This window comes from Archangium sp. (assembly GCF_057119385.1).
Genome location: NZ_DBNGVP010000104.1, coordinates 67,371 through 87,374 on the forward strand (window position 1 = coordinate 67,371; position 20,004 = coordinate 87,374).

Annotated in this window: 16 protein-coding genes and 1 pseudogene; 9 read left to right on the top strand and 8 right to left on the bottom strand. The window is 68.8% G+C overall.

Annotated features, from left to right (window positions below):
- Positions 1-7: 7 nt before the first annotated feature.
- Positions 8-2,011: an elongation factor G gene (locus AC16DP_RS25700; RefSeq protein WP_329730326.1), complete on the top strand. Its 2,004-nt coding sequence runs from the start codon at positions 8-10 to the stop codon at positions 2,009-2,011.
- A 37-nt stretch (positions 2,012-2,048) separates the two neighbouring features.
- Here AC16DP_RS25700 and AC16DP_RS25705 read toward each other — a convergent pair whose 3' ends face one another.
- Positions 2,049-2,915: a hypothetical protein gene (locus AC16DP_RS25705; protein WP_329730327.1), complete on the bottom strand. Its 867-nt coding sequence runs from the start codon at positions 2,913-2,915 to the stop codon at positions 2,049-2,051.
- 211 nt (positions 2,916-3,126) lie between these two features.
- Between AC16DP_RS25705 and AC16DP_RS25710 the strand changes: the two genes are divergently transcribed.
- Positions 3,127-5,676, top strand: coding sequence for a patatin-like phospholipase family protein (locus tag AC16DP_RS25710; RefSeq protein WP_329730328.1), 2,550 nt, complete (start codon positions 3,127-3,129; stop codon positions 5,674-5,676).
- A 45-nt stretch (positions 5,677-5,721) separates the two neighbouring features.
- Here AC16DP_RS25710 and AC16DP_RS25715 read toward each other — a convergent pair whose 3' ends face one another.
- On the bottom strand, positions 5,722-7,146 hold the full coding sequence (locus AC16DP_RS25715) for a ComEC/Rec2 family competence protein (protein ID WP_329730329.1): 1,425 nt from the start codon (positions 7,144-7,146) through the stop codon (positions 5,722-5,724).
- A gap of 77 nt (positions 7,147-7,223) precedes the next feature.
- On the bottom strand, positions 7,224-7,358 hold the full coding sequence (locus AC16DP_RS25720; protein WP_329730330.1) for a hypothetical protein: 135 nt from the start codon (positions 7,356-7,358) through the stop codon (positions 7,224-7,226).
- Positions 7,359-7,489: 131 nt separating this feature from the next.
- Here AC16DP_RS25720 and ycaC point away from each other — a divergent pair, with 131 nt between their 5' ends.
- Positions 7,490-8,137 carry an isochorismate family cysteine hydrolase YcaC gene (gene ycaC, locus AC16DP_RS25725; RefSeq protein WP_329730331.1) on the top strand — a complete coding sequence of 216 codons (648 nt, stop codon included), beginning with the start codon at positions 7,490-7,492 and terminating at the stop codon, positions 8,135-8,137.
- Between the two features lie 162 nt (positions 8,138-8,299).
- Here ycaC and AC16DP_RS25730 read toward each other — a convergent pair whose 3' ends face one another.
- The 3 genes from AC16DP_RS25730 to AC16DP_RS25740 all read right to left on the bottom strand — a co-directional run bounded on the left by AC16DP_RS25730 (position 8,300) and on the right by AC16DP_RS25740 (position 11,026).
- The gene (locus AC16DP_RS25730; RefSeq protein WP_329730332.1) at positions 8,300-9,187 is read right to left on the bottom strand and encodes a hypothetical protein; all 888 of its coding nucleotides are present in this window, start codon (positions 9,185-9,187) and stop codon (positions 8,300-8,302) included.
- Between the two features lie 91 nt (positions 9,188-9,278).
- On the bottom strand, positions 9,279-9,962 hold the full coding sequence (locus tag AC16DP_RS25735; RefSeq protein ID WP_329730333.1) for a hypothetical protein: 684 nt from the start codon (positions 9,960-9,962) through the stop codon (positions 9,279-9,281).
- Between the two features lie 14 nt (positions 9,963-9,976).
- The gene (locus tag AC16DP_RS25740) at positions 9,977-11,026 is read right to left on the bottom strand and encodes a DUF3500 domain-containing protein (protein WP_329730334.1); all 1,050 of its coding nucleotides are present in this window, start codon (positions 11,024-11,026) and stop codon (positions 9,977-9,979) included.
- 187 nt (positions 11,027-11,213) lie between these two features.
- On the opposite strand from AC16DP_RS25740, the gene AC16DP_RS25745 reads away from it, so the two are divergent.
- Both AC16DP_RS25745 and AC16DP_RS25750 read left to right on the top strand, forming a co-directional pair.
- Positions 11,214-12,707 (top strand): HAMP domain-containing sensor histidine kinase, encoded by a 1,494-nt coding sequence (locus AC16DP_RS25745; protein ID WP_329730335.1) that lies wholly within the window; start codon positions 11,214-11,216, stop codon positions 12,705-12,707.
- On the top strand, positions 12,700-14,019 hold the full coding sequence (locus tag AC16DP_RS25750) for a sigma-54-dependent transcriptional regulator (protein WP_329730336.1): 1,320 nt from the start codon (positions 12,700-12,702) through the stop codon (positions 14,017-14,019). Before AC16DP_RS25745 ends, AC16DP_RS25750 begins: the two co-directional genes overlap by 8 nt.
- A gap of 297 nt (positions 14,020-14,316) precedes the next feature.
- Here the strand turns inward: AC16DP_RS25750 and AC16DP_RS25755 are convergent, their stop codons facing one another.
- Entirely contained in the window at positions 14,317-15,717 is a 1,401-nt protein-coding gene (locus AC16DP_RS25755) for an InlB B-repeat-containing protein (RefSeq protein ID WP_329730337.1), read from the bottom strand.
- Between the two features lie 231 nt (positions 15,718-15,948).
- On the opposite strand from AC16DP_RS25755, the gene AC16DP_RS25760 reads away from it, so the two are divergent.
- Together AC16DP_RS25760 and AC16DP_RS25765 are read left to right on the top strand one after the other, a co-directional pair.
- Complete coding sequence (locus AC16DP_RS25760) at positions 15,949-17,130, top strand: vWA domain-containing protein (RefSeq protein ID WP_329730338.1); 1,182 nt, start codon at positions 15,949-15,951, stop codon at positions 17,128-17,130.
- Positions 17,131-17,216: 86 nt separating this feature from the next.
- Entirely contained in the window at positions 17,217-18,212 is a 996-nt protein-coding gene (locus tag AC16DP_RS25765) for a fatty acid desaturase (protein WP_329730339.1), read from the top strand.
- A 36-nt stretch (positions 18,213-18,248) separates the two neighbouring features.
- Here the strand turns inward: AC16DP_RS25765 and AC16DP_RS25770 are convergent, their stop codons facing one another.
- Positions 18,249-18,920: an HAD family hydrolase gene (locus tag AC16DP_RS25770; RefSeq protein WP_329730340.1), complete on the bottom strand. Its 672-nt coding sequence runs from the start codon at positions 18,918-18,920 to the stop codon at positions 18,249-18,251.
- Between the two features lie 433 nt (positions 18,921-19,353).
- Here AC16DP_RS25770 and AC16DP_RS25775 point away from each other — a divergent pair, with 433 nt between their 5' ends.
- Both AC16DP_RS25775 and AC16DP_RS25780 read left to right on the top strand, forming a co-directional pair.
- Positions 19,354-19,560, top strand: coding sequence for a hypothetical protein (locus AC16DP_RS25775; protein ID WP_329730341.1), 207 nt, complete (start codon positions 19,354-19,356; stop codon positions 19,558-19,560).
- A pseudogene (locus AC16DP_RS25780) lies at positions 19,550-20,004 on the top strand (hypothetical protein); the annotation flags it as partial. The gene AC16DP_RS25775 and the pseudogene AC16DP_RS25780, both read left to right, overlap by 11 nt.

A 20,004-nucleotide genomic window follows, 5' to 3' on the forward strand; every position in this document is an offset into this window, starting at 1 on the left:
CCAGGTGATGAAACATCCCGCGTCGCCGAGAGTCGTCACCCTCGTAGGACCCCAGGGCGTGGGAAAGACGACCCTGTTCGAGTCGCTGTTGAGGTCCACGGGGGCGGAGGAAATACGCACACCGGGAAGCGGCGGTGCGGCCACCGGACGGAGCATGACGCTCGAGCTGTCCGTGGCCCACACGCGCTTCCTCGGAGAGGAGTGGACCTTCATCGACACCCCGGGCGCGCCCGAGTTCACCCAGGAGGCGCGCCACGCCCTCATGGTGAGCGACGCGGCCGTGGTGGTGTGCGACGCCTCGCCCGAGCGCGCCGCGGCCCTCGCGCCCCTCTTCACCTTCCTGGATGCACGGCGCATCCCCCACCTGCTCTTCCTCAACGTGCTCGAGGAGGGTGGCTCGCCGGTGCGCGAGGTGCTCGAGGCCCTCCAGGCCGTCTCCTCCCGGCCGCTGGTGATGCGGGAGATACCGCTGCGCGAGGGCGGGCACCTGGTGGGCGTGGTGGACCTGGTGAGCGAGCGCGCCTGGGGCCAGGGCCAGGAAGGCAAGCCCGCGCTCGTCTCCCTTCCGGACTCGGACAAGCCGCGCGAGGAGACGGCACGGCGCGAGCTCATTGAACGGCTGGCGGACCTGGATGACGCCCTGCTCGCCCAGCTCCTCGAGGACGTGATTCCCCCGCCGCAAGCCCTCTACGGGCAGCTGGAGCGGGCGCTGCGCGAGGACCGGCTGGTGCCCGTCTTCCTGGGCTCGGCGGAGCGGGGCCTGGGCCTGGAGCGGCTGCTCAAGGGCCTGCGGCACGAGGCCCCCACGGTGCAGGAAACGCGCGAGCGCCTGGGCATTCCCAGCGAGATGCCCATGCTGGTGCAGTCCTTCAAGACCCAGCACCAGCCGCACGTGGGCAAGCTGACCATGGTGCGCGTCTGGCGGGGCGGGCTGCAGGAGGGAGACACGCTGGCCAACAGCCGGGTGGGCGGCGTGCAGCGGGTGCACGGGACGAAGCAGACGGCCGCCGGGACGGCCCGCGAGGGCGAGGTGGTGACGGTGTCCCGCGTGGATGCCTTGCGCACGGGAGACCTCGCCGATGCCCAGGGCACGCTCACGCCGAAGGGCTGGCCCCTGGCCGCGCCGCCGGTGCACCAGCTCGCCATCGTCGCCGAGAAGCGCACGGATGACGTGAAGCTGACGAGCGCCCTGTCCCGGCTGGTGGAGGAGGACCCTTCCCTGTCGGTGGACCAGGAAGCGGACACGCAGATGCTGCTGCTCGGCGGACAGGGCGAGCTGCACCTGCGTCAGGCCCTCGAGCACCTGCGCGCGCGCATGCGCGTCCCCGTGGTGACGAAGCCGCTGCCCATCCCCTACCGGGAGACGATCCGCAAGACGGGCTCGCACCATGCGCGCTTCAAGCGGCAGTCCGGTGGACACGGGCAGTTCGGCGACGTCGTGGTGGACGTGAAGCCGCTGCCACACGGAGAGGGCTTCCGCTTCACCTCGGCCGTGGTGGGGGGCGCCGTGCCCAAGCAGTACATCCCCGCGGTGGAGGAAGGCGTGAAGGACGGCCTGAGACGCGGGCCGCTCGGCTTCCCCGTGGTGGACGTGGAGGTCACCCTCACCGGCGGCACCTACCACTCGGTGGACAGCTCGGATCAGGCCTTCCGCACCACCGGGCGCCTGGCCATGGTGGAGGTCCTCCCCAAGCTGGAGCCGGTGCTGCTCGAGCCCATCCTCCAGGTGGAGATCCACGTGCCCAACGAGGCCATTCCCCGGGCGCAGCGGCTCGTCACCAGCCGCCGGGGACAGATTCTCGGCTTCGACACGCACCCGGAGATACCGGGCTGGGAGGTGCTCACCGCCTACGTGCCGCAGGCGGAGATGCAGGGCTTCATCGTGGAGCTGCGCTCGGCCTCCTCCGGCCTGGGCAGCTTCGTCACGCGGCATGACCACTACTCGGAGCTGGTGGGCAAGCAGGCCGAGCGCGTGGTGAGCCACCAGCAGCAGGCCGCGGCGGAGCGCTGACTCCCTCTCCCTCTGGCAGAGGGTCGGGGTGAGGGTCTCAGGGAGCGGGTGGCGAAAGCGCCCGCAGCCCCTCGGCGATGGCGGTGGCGATGTTGCCCATCAAATCCTGCCGAGCGTTGACGACGTAGAGATGCGGAGTCAGCGCCCACACCTCGCGCACCACGCGCCGGGGCGGTGGGGGCGGCTGGGTGCTCAGCTCGGCCTGGAGCAGGGGCAGCACCTTGTCGGACAGGCGCAGCGCGGTGTCCATGACGAAGATGGCCAGGTGGGGGCGCAGCGCGCGCACGCGCCGGAAGAAGGCGCCCACCTCGTCGGACGCCAGGTGCTTGGGCGGCGAGGACTTCATCTCCAGGTAGAGCAGCCGGCCCTCCGCCGCGGCCACCACGTCCAGATCGCCCCCCACCTCGGGCGCGTGGAACTTCACCCCCACGGCCACGTCGAAGCCGAGCCGCCCGCGCAGCTCTCGCGCCACGTACCACTCCAGCGTGCCGCCGAAGTTGTGGGCCGGGTGGCGCAGGCGGTAGCGCCCGCCCTCCTCGCGCTCGGCGAGCCCGAGCTCCACCAGCGTCTCGGCCGTCTTCGCCGCCTGCGCGGCCCCCACGTAGCGCGTGGCCTCGGTGGGCAGGAAGCTGCCGCGCCGCAGGATGGCGCCCCGGAGGAAGAGGCGGAAGGAGTAGTGGCCGAGCTGTTCCGCCAGCTTCTCGGCCGCCTCGCCCTCGAGGTCCGCCGGAAAGGGCAGATCCAACGGGGCCACGGAGGGCTGGAAGCCCCGGCGCACGAGCATGGCCAGGGCCTCGCTGCCGGCGGGCAGCAACAACCTCGGCACGGGGGGCGCCCCCGCGGCGTACAGCTCCAGGTCCCTTGCCGTGGGCAGGTTCCCGGAAGGTGGCGGCTGCTGTGTCATACCCTCCCCCTGGCCGCCGCACGGGCGCGGCCCCGTTCACCGCCGCCTCACGAGTCCCCGAGAAGAACCGGCTGCGCCCGTGAAACTATCATCGACCGGACCCGCCGCGCTGGCGCCGCTGGAGAGCCGCATCGCGTCAAGGGCGAGGCGCCTGCACGCCCTCCGGCCAGGCCGCCTCCCGTGGGCACTCGCTGCTAGGCTGCGAGGGCTCATGAATTCCATCTTCTCTCGGGTGGGCTGCGCCGTGGCGTTGCTCGCCATCTTCCCAGCGTTCGCGGCGCCCGCCGCACCGCCGGCACCTCTGGATCCTTCGCGGATCGCCACCCACCTGGAGGCGGAGCTGAAGGCCGCCCACCAGGCCGTCGAGAAACACGGGGCCCGGATGGAGGGCCTCGTGGGCCCCTCGCTCCGAGGAGACGCGCTCGCCACGGAAGCCCGGGCGCTCCAGGCCGAGCTCCCGGACCTCATCCGCGACAACCCGCACCTCTTCGAGGAGCTCCTCGGAACGCTTCGGACGCTCGAGCAGCCGTCGCCAGGTGCGCTCCCGAAGCAGGGACCGGGACTCTCCAAGCTCCTGAACGAGCAGCTGCTCCAGGGAATCCACCGGTTCGGCCAGCGGGTCGGCGCGCCTCCCGCCCTCGTCGTCTCCGGCGGCGTGAGCCTGGGCTCGTACCAGGCCGGCTTCCTCTATTACTACACGCTGTTCCTCCATGACCGCGCCGGGGTGCTGCGCGCGATTCCCTCCGAGAACCGGGACTCGCTGCGCTCGCTCGGCGTCGAGCTGCCGGATGATCCGCCGGGCGGCTTCACCATCGTCACGGGCGCGTCGGCGGGCTCGGTGAATGCCCTGCTCTCGGCGTACGCGGGCTGCCGCGCGCCGGAGCGGATTCCCAGCAAGAGCCTCTTCTTCCAGACGTGGAACACGCTCGCGCTGGAGACGCTGCTGCAGCCGGGGAGCGTGGGCACCGACCACACCTTCTCGTCCAAGCCCGTCATGGACGCCATCGAGCGGCTCAAGACGTTGGACCCTGACGGCTGGCGGAAGTGCCGGTTCTCCCTGGGCGCGACGACCACGCGCCTCCAGGGCCGGGAGATCGACCTCGCCCAGTCCGGCACCATCCGCAGCCGTTCGGGAGAGCAGCTCCGGCTGGCGCGGTTCACGGAGAAGTTCCTGCTCACCGCGCAGGGAGACGCCCAGCGGGCCCCCGAGTTCTGCCCCTTCCCGGGGTGTGACGCCCAGGCGCCCTACTCCACGTTCTATCCCCGGCTGGCCCAGCCGGAGGGGGGGCCCATTCCCGTGGACAACGTCTTCAACATGGTGGCGGCCTCGGGCGCGTTCCCCACCGCCTTCGAGCCGCGCGTCATCGCCCACCGCTACTTCGACACCCGCACGGGCAAGTGGGTGGAGGACAACACGGCCCGGTTCGCGGATGGCGGCATCTACAACAACAACCCGCTGGATCTGGCGCTGCGGATGTCGCAGTGGGAGACGCCCGCGCTCCGGGGAAGCCACCGCATCCTCTACTTCGATCCCAACGCCGTGGATTGGAAGTGGGCGCCCGAGCAGACGCAGCCCTTCGAGGGCCCCGGGTTGCTGGCCACCTACGAGGACCTGCTGGCGGGCTTCGCCGGGACGGCGATGAGCGCGCAGCTGATGGACACGCTGGAGACGGAGCCGGACATCCGCGAGCGCATCGACGTGCCGGTGCGCCATGCGCCGCTGGCGGGTGAGTACCTGCTGGCCATGAGCGCCTTCCTGGACGAGGACTTCCGCACCTTCGACTTCCACCGGGGCATGGTGGATGCGTGGCACTTCGTGTCGAAGGAGTCGGACACCCGCATCCTCTTCCAGGAGCTGGCCCACGCGAACCCCGAGGCGCCGCCCACGACGGTGGGGGTGGACTCGCCCCTCTTCGCGTGCTTCCTCGCCTTCGAGCAGTCCGTCGCCGACGAGCCGGCCACGCTGCCCGCGTGCAGCCAGCTCCAGACGGAGGAGAGCCAGAATGTCCTCTCGCTCATGGCCGTCTCGCGGAAGATGCGGAAGGACCCGACGCTGTCGCTGAGCAACAACTTCGAGCGCTTCACGGAGGCGCTCGCGACGCGCGGGTATGTGTTCCGCTCGGGGTTGCTGAAGGGGCAGACGGCCTCGGCGCTCCAGGGCAAGTTCCGTCAGGTCTTCGGGGACGCGGTGACCGAGCTGACGCACCAGCAGCCGCGCTCGCAGCAGTTGGGCTTCGGGATGGCCACCAAGCTCGCCCTGGACAGTGCCATCGCCTACCAGCCGGTTCCGTTCTACTCGCTGGTGGGCATCACCTCGGGGGGCCTGGAGCTCGCGGTGTCTCCGTCGCTGATGCACTGGAAGGAGAAGGAGCTGCGGCTGCGCTCGGGCGTGCGGGTGTCCTACGGAGAGTCGGTGCGGTTCTCCGGCGGCGTGAGCCCTCCGGACTTCGACACGGCGGCCTACGTCAGTGGAGCGTTCGGCTTCGGCCCGCCGCCCATCCGGTTCGAGGCGGGCCTGGGCCTGCTCACCGAGGCCTCCTACATTCCAGACACGAGCAAATGGGTGGCGGTGCGCTTCGCCCTGGAGGGCTCGGTGATGGTGGTGGCCGCCGAGCACCTGGAGATCAGCCTGCGTCCGAGGCTCTATCTGGACGGAGGCCGTGCGAGCTCGCCGCTGTATGTCCCCACCACCACCAGCCCCGACGCCCCCCAGAAGTTCGAGGCGCTGGGACTGCTGCTCGGCGCGGGCTGGCGGTTCTAGAAGGGGTGGTTTCAGAGACCGGGCCTCGGCCTCGATGCAAGCGATTCAGAGCCGCGTACAGTCAAAGCCCGGAGAGAACATGTCCTCGCAGTCCTCGCAGAGGAACCACTCCTCTCCGTGCTCGCACTTGATCAAATCGCCATCCACCTGCTTCGGGCTCTGCGCACAGCCAATGCACTCGGACGTGCGCTTCAGCTTGCTCGCATGCTGCATCTCGTGCAGCTTCCTCTTCTTGCTGACGGTGGTGCCCGTCACTGTCGGATTCGAGCCTTTGTTCTTCTTGTTCTCGGTCACACTGAAGTTGACCGGGTCCTCGACGAAGTTGTGAATGGGGCTCGACGGGGCCAGCTCCGGATCCTTGTTCACCGCATAGTCGTCGTAGAAGGTGTTGAAATCAAAGGCGGTCCCCAGCTTCAGCTTCTTGGTGTTGAGGCTCGGAGACAACGCCGAAAGGCGGAACTCCGGAAGCTGTGAGGCGCCGAGGTGAACGATTCCGCCGGGCAGCACCTCCTTGGGCCGGTGCTTCGCGTTACCGCAGACATGCTTGTAGGCGAGCCAGGTGGTTCCGATCTCGCTGGACGGTGGGCGGAGGACGAAGAAGTTCACCTTGGCGCCGTCGTGGTTCTTGCTGAGCTTGTCATCCGTGTAGAGGACCATGTGGCCCAGGACGCCCTGGTTGCGGTTGCTGCACACCATTCCCTTTGACTCGAACGAGCCAGTGGCTCCACCGATGAAGCCCTTCCGGGGATTCACGCAATTGGTCGAGTAGAAGCGCTGGAGCGAATTCGAGTCACAGAGGTTCTTGATGATCTCCTGGCGGGGGTGGCCATGGACGTGGCGCCCCGCGGAGATGAAGGCCGCCGTCGGTTTGATGTTGTCGACGAGGTCCTCGGAGGTGCTCGTCTCCGCTCCATGGTGGCCACACTTGAAGGCACAGACGTGCTTGGAGAGGTCATCCAGCTTGTCTTCAATCCCGGAGGTGAGGTCTCCCGCGGTGTAGTAGACGAATGAGTTCATCCGCAGCAGGCAGGCGATGCTGGCGACATTGTCGTCCTTGAGCTCGGGAGTGCCGACGTGGATGATTTTCAGCTCGCACTCATCATCATCGATCAGCAGCTCATCCGTTGTGGCCACCTCCCAATCGACACCGGAATCCTCGCAGGCCTGATTCAGTCCGGCGAACTTCTCCTTGTTGTAGCCAAACTTGGGGACCAGGAGCTTGCTCACGGTGATGGTGCCGGACCTGATGACCGGAACGAGCCCCTCGTGATGGTCATTGTCGAGGTGGGTGCATACCGCGAAGTGCAGTCTCGTCACGCCGAGCCGCTCGAGGCACCGGACGACATATTGGCCCCGGCACTTCCTGCCCCCGTCGATGAGCACGTGGGTGTCGCTGCCCGGAGCGAGGAGGCTGATGAGCGTGGACTCGCCCTGGGAGACATCGAAATGGATGATGCGGAGCTTCTTCATGGAGGATCCGCCCGCGCTGTGAGGGCCCCCAGTAAAGGCGCCTCGTACAGAGGGGTCAAGGAGGCGGGTTGCCGGCATCAGCGCACGCCCAGCATGACGGAGCGGGACTGCGCGAAGCGCTCGGCGACGAAGCGTCCCGTCCCCCACTCCTGGTCCTCCCAGCAGGAGAGGAGCAGGCAAGCATGGCGCTCGAGGCAGCGGCCAGGAAACAACCACACTGTCCAATGGGTGGAACAGTCCTTACCGCCTTCAGTGGCTAACGGGCTGACCGGCGCCGCCGCATACTCCTCTCATCACGACACGCCGCCACGGCGGCGAACCCACAACCCCGAGGAGAGAAAAAATGAGCAAGCCCTACAGCCGTCTGGACAGGGACAACGCAGTGGTGTTGCTGGTGGACCACCAGGCCGGTCTGCTGTCACTGGTCCGCGATTTCAACCCGGACCAGTTCAAGAACAACGTGCTCGCCCTGGCGGACCTCGCGGCCTACTTCAAGCTCCCGACCATCCTGACGACCAGCTTCGAGCAGGGCCCCAACGGCCCGCTCATTCCGGAGCTGAAGGAGAAGTTCCCGGATGCGCCGTTCATCCCCCGCCCCGGGCAGATCAACGCCTGGGACAACGAGGACTTCGTCAAGGCGGTGAAGGCCACCGGGCGCACGCAGCTCATCATCGCGGGCGTCGTGACGGAGGTCTGCGTGGCCTTCCCGGCGCTGTCGGCCCTCGCCGAGGACTTCGAGGTGTTCGTCGTGACGGATGCCTCGGGCACGTTCAACGAGATCACCCGCCACTCCTCCTGGGACCGGATGTCCGCGGCGGGCGCGCAGCTGATGACGTGGTTCGCCGTTGCCTGCGAGCTGCACCGCGACTGGCGCCGTGACGTCGAGGGTCTGGGCGCGCTGTTCTCGAACCACATCCCCGACTACCGCAACCTGATCACCAGCTACAGCACGTTCAAGGCAGCCAATCCCCTGCCCAGGGCCGTGCCCTGAGCCAGACGCGGCCAGAGATGGGGGCAGCGTGGCCGCTGCAGCTGTTGCTCGAATGAGCGTCTCCGCTCCGAGGGAAGCGCTGGAGCCGGGTGCGCTCACGGCGGGCGGGGGTGCGCAATCCGCGACGGCCCCGCCCGCGCTGCTTCCGCGGATGTAGCGGGACTACTTGTCCCAGATGCCGATGCCGTAGCTGTAGGTGGTGAACTTCGTACCGGGCTCGCCGCGGATCACCTCGATACCGGCGTTCACATCGTCCACCTTGTGATTCCAGGTCGTGCGCGGCGTCCCGATGTTCGTGAGGTGTTGCAGGAAGGGCATGAAGTTCACCGCCACGGTGCGCCGCGTGTTGGCGGAGATCTCCGAGTTCTGCATGGTGAAGGTATACACCGGAGTGGAGCCGTAGGTGGTGAAGGAGCCCTTCTTCCAATAGCGGCCATCGATCAGCGTATCCGGCGTGCCGTCATTGCCATGGTTGGAACGCAGGATCTCGATCTGCACGATGTAGGGGTTGGCGTTGTTCATGTCGCTCAGCCGCAGCTCCCACATCACGTTGTAGGAGGCGGCGGACCAGTTGGTCGAGCTCATGCCGTGATCCCAGGTGGAGCGGAAATTCTTGGTTCCACCCTCCCAGACGTAGATGCCATGCGTGGACTTGTTGTGCGGATAGGCCTTGATGTAGCTGGGGTTGATGTAATTGCCGTTGGCATCGAAGAAGGCCGCCGGGCTCGAGGACGACAGCCGGCCGTTGGCCTGGAAATCGACGCTCCAGGAAGCCGTGGCCCGGCTCTGGATCTGGAAGGACATCCGCAGCGGTGTGCCGAGATCGCTCGTGGAACGCGCGGTGTTCTTGGGACCCCAGATATTGGGGTAGAAGTTGATGCCGCTGTTCATCGCCTGCGGGCCCCAGTAGGGATTGGTGACCTGCGCCTGGGTCGTCGGGGCATAGGTATAGGACCAATCCTGCGCGAGCGCCGGGGTGGAGGAAGCCAGGACGAAGGCGCACAGCATGGCCGGAGCGCCCGACAGGGTTTTCAGGGAGGAGGTGAGCATGTTCGTGTTCTCTCTTCTTGGGAAATGGTCACGCGGAGGCGGGACCAGGGGGGTGGGAAAACATTGAAATGGACGTCCGGGAGCGGCCATCTCAGGCGCTGGAGCTCGAGCGCCGGGCCCTCGCACTCATCCGTTCCACGAGACCGCCCAGCGCGGCGAGCAGGACCAGGCCGAGCAGGATGGCACCCGCCCGTGCGTAGGGCGCTGCCGGCAAGGTGCCGGGCACGGGGGGCTCGAGCTCATACTCGAGGGAGAGCTGCTGGTAGAGCGCGTCGCGCGTCTGCTCGTGGATGACGAGTGCCTCCTCGTTGGAGAAGACGTGCGCGAGGTACGAGCTCTCGACGAACTGGTGATCGTTGCGGAAAACCATGCGGTGCTGGCCGGTCTCCAGGGCAGGCAGCCGCGCGGTGAAGGTGAAGTTCATCTGGGCCTCGCCCGCCGCCAGGACGCTGGCGGATGGGAACCGGGCATCCGCCAGGACGAGGGTCAAGGCCTGGCCATCCACGGAGAGGGAGAGGTCCTCGAGCAGCGCATCGATATAGGCGCGCTGCTCCACCTCGGAGAGGTGTTGATCTCCGTCCGCGTCGATGAACCGCGCGACCTGGCCGGCCACGAGGGTGCCGGGGCTCATGTCGAGCTCCAGCTTCACCTGGTCGCGGCCCAGGGTGAGGTAGGCGGATTGCCCATGGTGCTGTGGGTGCGCGGCGGCCGGCGCGGTCAGGAGCAGCACCAGGGCGAACAGCAGGCTCCCCGGCAGCCGGTCCTCCCACCTCATGGCGAGCCGGGCGCTCACTCGAGGTACCCGGCGCCGTAGTCGTTGGCGAAGTCGCGGTACATCGCGTGCGTGTGATTGACCGCCGAGCCGCCCATCTGCTGGGGCGAGTATTCGATGAACAGGGTCGGTCCCGTCACCCGGAAGTAGGCCGCGCTGCCCGGGGTGACCGGGCCGTACCAGGCGAGGTATGTCTCGGCCAGGTGCGACTGGATGTCCGCCATCCGCACCGCGGTGTCCTCGTCATTGAGGAGGCCAACCCGCTCCTGGATGAGCGCGAGCAGCAGCGCCTGCTGCCCGGCCGTGAGCTCGCTCGCGTTGATGCCCTCGGAGGTGAGCGTCTTGCCGTCCTTGCCGGGCCCGAGCACCAGGTCGATGGGGCTGGCACCGAGAATGGCCTTCTGCTGCTGCTCCGGGCCGAGGGCGTTGATCAGCTCGAAGGACTTGTCCACCTCGCCCCCCTGCGGGCGGATCGTCACGCCGTTGGCCGTGTAGATGGCCGGCTGCGCCCCGGTGAGGCTGGGGGCGAGCGTGATGTCGGCGCCCACGATGGTGGCGTTGAGCGCCATGTGATGCCCGCCGAACTGCACCCTCCACGGACTGGTGGCCGATGGAGTCCCGAGGATGGAGATGTAGTACTCCGCCCTGCCGAAGGTGAACGGCCCCCCGGTGGTGGTGCTCTTGAGCACCTCGTCGGCGTTCACGGCGTCCACCACCTGCTGGTAGCCCTTGGCGCTGAGGAGGGTGGCGAGCAGCTCGAAGGTGGCCTGCTGCTGCGTTTGCGTCATGCTGCCCAGCTTCACGCCCTTGCGCTGGAAGCCGCCGGTCGGCAGGTTCGACCAGCGGGTGCGCTGGGCCGAGTCGTCGTAGTCGAAGCGGACCTCGCTCTTCTGGGTGCCGTCCAGGCTCTCCAGGAACTTCTGGGCGGCGGTGACGCACTTGTAGGTGTTGTCTCCCTCGGGCGGCGCGGGGACGGAGATGGGCGTCGAGGGGGTGGACCCACCACACGCGTACAACGCGGCAACCGACGCCGATAGCAGCAACCTGGATGCGAAGGGACGGCTCACTTGGGACTCCTGAGGGAGGGGGCGCCTCCTGGGGGCGCGAGCCAGCCCTTCGCAGGTTCCATGCCACCTGGACTTCCAATGGTTTCAACCCTTTAGGGCATCCGCCGTTGTACCCAGGCCGTGCAGGTGTACCCGGAGCGTACGCTTTTGGACACGGGGGCCCGCGGGCTATGGTGCTCCAGGTCAGATGTCGCTTCGCCGTCGCTTCATTCTGGTGCTCGGACTCGCCGTCATCGCGCTCGGCGCGGCGGCGCTCGCGGTGCTGCAACTGCGTGCGCAGAGCGCCACGGAGAGGGCGAAGGCCGCGTTCGCCCAGGCCGATACCGTGGTGGAGGCCCTGTCGGGTCAGCTCGAGGCCAACCCGTCGCTCGAGCTGGCGGCCAGCGCTCCGGCGGAGCAGGCGCGGTTGCGGAGCTTCGTCGCCTCGCTCCTGGCCCCGCTCGTGGATGCGAGCGCGGGTTACTGCGCGAGTGATGGCACGCTGCTGCTCACCGAGACCGTGGCGCCGCCCATCTCCGAGCCGGACCCCAGGCTCGCGAATGGGCCGCATGCGCATGTCTTCAACCGCCCCCACCGGTTGCTCCCTCTGGACCAGCATGCCGTGGAGGAGGCGTGCCGCGCCCAGCGAGCCGGGCACCTGGAACACGGGCGCTTCACCGCCCCCAAGGACGTCCTCTTCATCTCCGTCCTGGGGACCGCGCGCCCGGTGGCGGCCTGGGCGCTCGTGCGGCTGCCCAACCGTGCTCGGGAGGGCACGGGGGCCGGGTGGGCGGTCCACGTCGGCCTCATCGGTGTCCTCACCCTGGCGCTCGTCGGACTCACCGCGGAGGCGCTGTGGCTGCTGCGGCGGGGGGCCGCGCAGTTGCTGCAGGCCCAGGAGCGGCTCGCCCAGAATCTCCACACCGAGGTGCCACGGCCTCGGGCGGAGGAGTTCGCGCGCCTGGCGGAGGGGCTGCGGACGATGGCGCACAGACTCATCGCGGCGCAGGAGCGGGAGCGGTTGCTGGAGCGCCGTCTCGGACAGGAGCAGCGCCTGGTGTCGCTCGGACGGGTCATCGCGGGCGTGGCCCACGAGGTGCGCAACCCCCTCACGGGGATGAAGCTGCTGCTGGACACCATGCTCCGCCGCCGGCTCGATGAGCGCTCGAAGGGAGACATCGCCACCTGCCTCCAGGAGATAGAGCGGTTGGATCAGGTGGTCGGCTCGCTGCTGCTCGTGGCGCGCAAGGTGGCGCCCACCAAGGCGCTGGTGGACCTCGGGGCGCTGGCCGACGAGCGGCTGCGTGCGGCCGAATCCCTGGCGCGGGAGCGGCGCGTGAGGCTGGTGCGCCAGGGTTCCGCCCTCTGCATGGCCAACCGCGAGCAGATGATCCGGGTGCTCGACAACCTCGTTCGCAACGCCATTGAAGCCAGCCCGCGGGAAGCCGAGGTGCGCATCCACCTCGAGCGCTCGGAGCAGCAGGTGCGCCTCATCGTCGTCGACCGGGGCGAAGGCGTTCCCCTCCAGCGCGAGGGCGAGCTCTTCGAGCCCTTCTTCACCCTCAAGCCGGAGGGGACCGGACTGGGCCTCTTCCTGTCTCGCAGCCTGGTGGAGGCCCACGGGGGGAGCCTCGCCTATCACCGGGAGCCGGGTGAGACGCGCTTCGTCGTCACCCTCCCCATGGAAGGTTCAGATGCCTGACGTGCCCTGCATCCTCGTCATCGACGATGACCGGACCATTCGGGAGGCGCTCGCCTCGACACTCGAGGAGGCGGGGTATGCCGTGCGCGCGACGGACGGGGTGAAGGCGGGGCTGCGCCTGTTGCAGGAGGGAAGAACGGACGCGGTGCTGCTGGACATCCGCCTCAAGGACGGAGACGGGCTGGCGCTGCTCGCGGAGCTGCGGCGGATGAAGCCCGGGGTCCCCGTCATCATGGCCACCGCGTACGGAGACAGCGAGCGCACCATCCGCGCCATGAAGGAGGGGGCCTTCGACTACGTGACCAAGCCGTTCAACCTCGAGGTGTTGCTGGCGAGCGTGGCCCGCGCCGTGCGCACGCCTCCGGTGGCCCGGGTGGAGCGGCACTCGGAGGGGACCTTCATCGGCTCGAGCCCCGCGATGCTGGAGGTCTGGAAGGCCATTGGCCGGGCGGCGGCGAGCGACGTGCCGGTCCTCATCACGGGCGAGAGCGGCGTGGGCAAGGAGCTCGTCGCCCAGGCCATTCACGCGCACTCGGCGAGGCGGGCGGAGCCGTTCGTGGCGGTCAACATCGCCGCGCTGTCCCCCTCCCTCATCGAGAGCGAGCTGTTCGGACACGAGAAGGGCGCCTTCACCGGGGCCACGCTCCGGCGCGAGGGCCGCTTCGAGCTGGCCGCCAGGGGCACCCTCTTCCTGGACGAGATGGGGGAGATGGACCTGGCGCTGCAGAGCAAGCTGCTGCGCGTGCTCGAGGATGGGCGCTTCGAGCGCGTGGGAGGTACCGAGCCGCTCGTCTCCCAGGCGCGCATCCTGGCGGCGACCTCGCGTCCGGTGACGCCGGGGGCGCCCCAGGCCTCGCTGCGCGATGACCTCTACTACCGCATGGGCGTGGTGCGTATCGAGGTGCCGCCCTTGCGCAAGCGGCGGCAGGACATTCCGCTGCTGGTGGACGCCTTCCTGCGCCGGGCGAGCGCCCAGCGGCGCGCGGTGTCCGAGGCGGCGATGCGGCACCTGGTGAGCTACGACTGGCCCGGCAATGTCCGCCAGTTGCTCCACGCGGTGGAGAACGCCTGCGTCATGTCCACCGCCGAGGTGCTCGACGTGGCGGACTTCGAACCGAGGGGCGCGGCGTCGCAGGAGCCGCTGCCCGAGGATTCCGACCTGGATCTCACGCGCAACCTCGAGCGCCTGGAGCGGCGGCTGCTCGAGCGGGCGCTGGAGAGCGCCAAGGGCAACCGTGCGCAGGCGGCGCGGCTGCTCGGCATCCGGCGGGCGCTGCTCTACGCGCGGATGAAGCACCTGGGGCTCTCCTGAGGCGGAGCGCGGAGGCCGGGGCACTCATCGGGGCACTCATTCCTGCACGCTCGGGCGCATCACGCCCACGGGGACCAGCACGCGCACTTCGAGAACTGGGTGCCCAACTACGGCATCGATGACCCGTAGGCGGGCTCGTGCGGCACGCCCTACACGCGGTGGACCTCGCAGGGCGCGTACCGGGGCCTGCCGGGAATCGCCTGTCAGTAGCGGTTGACGGGTGAGGGGGAGTCCCTGACCGGGGAACCGGGAGGCTGGGTGGAGGATCCACCCACCTCTCGGGTGGGAGGGACGTGCTCACGTCTCGCGGCGGCTACCGCGGAACAGCCCTCCAAGGAGAATGAGCGCGAGGACAGCGCCCGAGCCCGGCGAGCTGCCACAGCCGCAGCCGCCCGTGCCCTCGTCGGGAGCAACTCCGCCTCCGCCACCCGTGCCACCATCACGCGGCGAGCCCGAGCCTCCATCCGGAGCGGGGCCGGTTCCTCCATCTGGAGCGGGGCCGGTTCCTCCATCCGGAGCGGGGCCGGTTCCTCCATCCGTCCCTGGGGGAACGGTCGAGAACGTCGCCTTGATCAAGTGGGCTTGGGTGACCGTGTGAACGAGCGGGTTGCCTGAACCCGCGGGGACTCCATCGACCGTCCAGGCGCTGAAGCGAGAGCCGGTGTCTGGGATCGCGGTGAGGGTGATCGTGCTCCCGGCCGGGTAGCTGGCGAGGTTGGGTGACACGTTGACCGAGCCGCCGGAGGTGACGGAGATCGCGAGCGGGTAGCTGGCGGTCGCGCTCCCAGTGGTGGTGAACGTCTGGTTCGCCCCGAAGGTGGTCACCCCGGTCGAGGAGACGAAGCGCAGGCGCCATTGGTAGGTCGTGCCGGGCGAGAGGCCGGACCAGTCGATGTTGATATCGGCCCAGTCATGGTCACCGATCGCGAACGGGCCCTTCCCGGGGAGTCCGTAGGAGGTGCTCGTGCCCAGGTCGGCGTAGGCGTTGCCCTGGGTATAGTGGTTCCAAAGTCTCCCAGCCGTCCTGGCCGTCGTGTCACCGAGGGTGAGGGTGGAGGGGCTCGGGTAGGAGATCGCCGGCGGGTTCGGGAAGACGAACACCCCGATCCGGGGGAACTGGGTATACGTCGAGTCGGTGATGACCTTGATCGCGGCCCGGAAGTACTCGTTGGTGGAAGAGCCACTCAGCGTCTTCTTCGACAGCAAGGGGACCCAGAGCTCGAACATCTTCCCGTAGGGAACGGGGAAGGTCGTGTTCTGGGGCTGGTAGAAGACGTGGCCCCCATTCGGCCCGAGGTACGGCGTCTGCGGGCACTCGGAGCGAGGGAGCTCGGACTGCGCACCAGTCGAGATCTCGGTGTAGACGCAGCGCACGGGATTCTGCGTGCTGATCGCGAGCACCGTCTGAGGCGGCAGAAGCAACTCGGGAGAGACCTGGGCACCTCCGGAACAGGCGTTCCCAATCACCGCCAGGCGTGCGGTGACGTAGTAGACGTCGCCCACCTTGGGAGTCGAGGAGTCGCCGTAGTAGCCGGCCTGGGCCTTGGTCAGGACTTCGTAGTTCCCCGTGACGCAGGCGTAGTGCCAGGCGTCATCGAAGACACCGTAGTTCCACGCGGGAGCCGCCGACGCGGAGCTGACGAGCAACAGGCCCAGCGCGACAGCGCCCCAGGCGGAAATACTTCGTCGATTTCGCATCCATTCCCTCCATTGTAAACCTTTGACGCTAGGTCTTGGATGCTGAAAAGTATAGGACGGAGAGGAGACATCACTCACATCCCGGAAGGGGATGCGTGGACTCCGTCAGCGCACGGCCACCGTCACCCACGTACGGGTAGAAATGGGGATGGAGCACCAGCCCCTCCCCCGGGCCGAACTCCAGGTCCAGGTGGTATAAAACCTTTTCCGGGGCCGTTCGTGGAAGCGTCCATGATCAAGCACTCGCTCCTGTGTCTCGGCCTGATGGCACTGCCCGGTTCCGCTTTCGCGGAGTCTCCCCCCGCCACCAAATCCGCCCCTCAGCAGAACCGCCCCGCCGTGACGCCCGGGGCGCTCGAGGCGGCCAGCTCCGCGCCCAGGGTGCAGATCGCCCTGCTCCTGGACACCAGCAGCAGCATGGACGGCCTCATCGAGCAGACCAAGCGCCAGCTGTGGACGGTGGTGAATGCCTTCGCGAAGGCCCAGCGGGACGGCCAGCAGGCCCGGCTGGAGATCGCCCTCTACGAGTACGGCAACGACACGCTCTCCGCCGAGAGCGGCTACATCCGCCAGGTGGTCCCGCTCACCACGGACCTGGACCGGGTGTCCGAGCACCTCTTCGCCCTGAAGACGAACGGCGGCAGCGAGTTCTGCGGCCAGGCCATCCAGAAGGCCACGCAGCAGCTCGAGTGGAGCAAGTCCAAGAAGGACCTGAAGCTCATCTACATCGCGGGCAACGAGCCCTTCAGCCAGGGGCCGGTGGCGTTCCGCACGGCCATCTCCGCGGCGAAGGAGCACGGCATCATGGTGAACACCATCCACTGCGGCCCCCCGGAGGTCGGCGCGAACAGCGGCTGGGCCGAGGCGGCGCGCTTCGCGGGCGGGCAGCCCTTCAACATCGACCAGAACCAGGCCGTCGCGATGATCGCCGCGCCCCAGGACGAGGAGATCGCGAAGCTGGGCGTGGAGCTGAACAAGACGTACCTGAGCTACGGGCGCGCGGGCGCGGAGTCCAAGAAGCGCCAGGAAGCCCAGGACGTCAACGCCAGCGGCAACGCCGTCAGCGCCACCACGCGCGCCATGTCCAAGGCCTCGCGGCTCTACGACAACTCGAGCTGGGACCTGGTGGACGGCACCAAGCAGGGCAAGGTGAAGCTGGAGGCGCTCAAGGACGAGGAGCTGACCGAGGAGCTGCGCGGCAAGAGCGCCGAGGAGCGCAAGGCCGTGCTCGAGGCCAAGGAGAAGGAGCGCGCGGAGCTGCAGGCCCGCATCCAGAAGCTGAGCCAGGAGCGGCAGCAGTACCTGGCCGGCAAGCAGAAGGAGCTGGCCGCCGAGGGGAAGAACACGCTCGACAAGGCCATCCTCGACTCGGTGCAGACCCAGGCCAAGGCCCAGAGCTTCACACTGGAGTGAGGGCCGGTGATATGACGCGTGGCGTCGAGCGGGAGGGCTGTGCCAAGCTGCGCCGCCCCCCGCTCGTACGACCGAAAGGAAGCGTCTTGAGTCCGTCGCGCCCCCTGGAGTTTGCCCGTAGCACGGAGAAGGAGCCCCACCTGGAGCGGGCCCGCGCCATCCTGCGTGCCCATCCCGAGATCAAGGACCTGTGCGGCCCCACGCCCATCACGGCCCTCTTCGTGCTGCTGCTGGTGGGGGGACAGGTGGCCATCGCCTGGGCCCTGCGTGACTCGCCGTGGTGGGCGCTGCTGGCCACGGCGTGGCTGGTGGGCGCCTTCATCGACCACGGCCTGTGGGTGCTCATCCACGAGTGCACCCACAACCTCGTGTTCCGCAGCCCGCGCCTCAACGCCGTGCTGCAGCTCTTCACCAACCTGCCCATCCTCTTCCCGGCGGCGGCGTCCTTCCGCAAGTACCACCTCATCCACCACCGCTTCCAGGGGGACCCGGAGCTGGACGCGGACCTGGCCACGCCCTTCGAGGCGAAGCTGATCGGCAACTCGTTCTGGGGCAAGGCCTTCTGGGAGCTCAACTTCTGGGCCTTCCAGGCCATGCGCGTGTCGCGGCTCAAGCGCATCCCGCTCGTCGATGGCTGGTACATCGCCAACTTCGCCATCCAGATCGCCTTCATCGCGGGCGTCTGGGCGCTGCTGGGGCCTCGCGCGCTCGTCTACATGTTCCTGGCGTCCATCTTCGCCATCGGCCTGCATCCACTGGGCGCGCGGTGGATCCAGGAGCACTTCCTCGTCAAGGCGCCCCAGGAGACGTACTCGTACTACGGGCCGCTCAACTGGGTGGCCTTCAACGTGGGCTACCACAACGAGCACCACGACGTGATGCGCGTGCCCTGGACGCGGCTGCCCCAGGTGCGCAAGCTCGCCCCCGAGTTCTACGACTCGCTGCACTACCACACGTCGTGGACGGCGCTGTGGCTCAAGTTCCTCTTCGACCCCTCCCTGTCGCTCTACAGCCGAATGACGCGCACGGGCGGCTCGGGAGACGGCACGGTGCAGGCCGAGGACTCCGCCAAGGCCGCCTGAGCAGAACGGGAGCCGGGTGCCCGCGAGGGGCCCGGCTCAACCCACCGCCGCCAGGGGCGACTCGGCGTAGCGCGTGAGCAGATCCCTCGGCGTGCCGAACACGCCAATGGCCCCCGCGGACCGGAGCTCCTCGTCCGTGAAGCCGCCGCACACCAGCCCCACGCACCGCATCCCCAGCCGCACGGCGCCCTCGACATCGCAGGGCAGCGCCGCGATGGCCAGCACGTCGTCGGTCCCATCGAGCCCCAGCAGCCGGACGGCCTCCGCGGGAATCTCCTCGTGCAACCGGTTGCGGTCCACCTCCGCGTCCGTGGTGCGCGCGTCGATGAGCGCCTCCACCCCGAGCAGCTCGATGTAGTGCTCCAGCTCGTCCGGGTCCGCGGTGGAGGCCAGGGCGATGCGCCAGCCGTCCTCGCGCAGGTGCCTCAGCAGCTCGGGAGCCCCGAGGAAGGGCCGCACCTTGTGCAGGTACTCCTCGTGGAAGAGCGCCCGGTAGAAGCTCGCCAGCTCGTCGGCGTAGCGCAGGTACTCGTCCTCGGGGAGGAATACGGAGAGGAACCGGTCCCCCATGCGCGCCATCTGCGCGAGCACCCGGGGCAGGCGCACCTGACGGCCGTAGCGCGCCAGGGCCTCCTGCCAGGCCCGCGCGCGCAGCACGTGGGTGTCCACCAGCGTCCCATCCACCTCGAAGACGATTGCCTTGGGCACTCCGTACATCCTCCGGTTACGAAATCGCGCACTCCCAACCCCCGTCGCCCCCCGGGAAAGTCCAGGGCCGCAACCGGACGGCCGAGAGGCATGCGCCTCGCCTCCCAGCCCCCCAGCAGCCGGGCAGGAGGGCCGGGACTCACTCCCGGGCGTGGCGCCTCACTTCGTGACAAGCGCCTCTCGTATGACGAGCGCGTGGCCTCAGTCCCTCCCGGGGCCCCTTGGAAGCACAACCGCCCAAGAAGATGGCGCGTGCCTGGCCTGCCCGGAAAGAAGGCAGGTGATTGCCGTGTGTGATAGTCGTCCTGCCGGAGTGAGCGGGTATTGCTTGCTTGGACGCCGCCGCTTGGGGTGTTTCCGGAGGGCGCGCACGATGAGGACTCACCCGTGGGCCGTGCTGCCGCTGTGCCTCTGTCCAGCGCTGGACGGGGCAATGGATTCTCCCTCGCCCGACAGCGAGTCTCCCCTGCCAGCTGCCTACGCCACGTGGCGCTACCTGGCGCGCCTGGAGGCCACCGGGCTGGCGCTGCTGCCAGGCGGCGATGTGGGGGGAGTGGAGCGCTACGCCCAGGTAACTGATGGGGCATCGGGCCCGGGTGCCTTCGCCTCGCTGGGCCTGGGGGTGGACCATGCGCGCTGAGGCGTGGGCGTCCAGGTGGGCGGCGCTGCTGGGGGCTGTGCTGCTCTCCACCGGCTGCGTCACGCTGGCGCCGAGACAGGGCGGCAGCACCTCGGAGGGCTCCCGCGCCTTCTCCGCGTTGCGAGAGACGGCGGCGACTGCGTCCCCGCTCGAGGCCCCCTCCCCTCTTGCGTCTACCGAGCTGGGCAAGCACGCCCTCTCCGCCGAGCCGGGCGCGCAGGAGCGGCTGCACCGCCGCCGCAGCGCCCGTGGACTGGGCCCGGACGCGGCCCTGGTGAGCGTGGGCGAGGCGCCCGCGTCCGAGGTGGCCAGCGCGGGGCCTTCCCCGCAGGAGCCGCCCTCGTGCGGAGGGCAGGCCGTGCCCCCGGGCTGGCCCGACTTCTCCTCCAGCCGTGACGAACTGCTGGCGCCCTTCCTCACCTGTACGTCGCCCGGGGAAGTCCT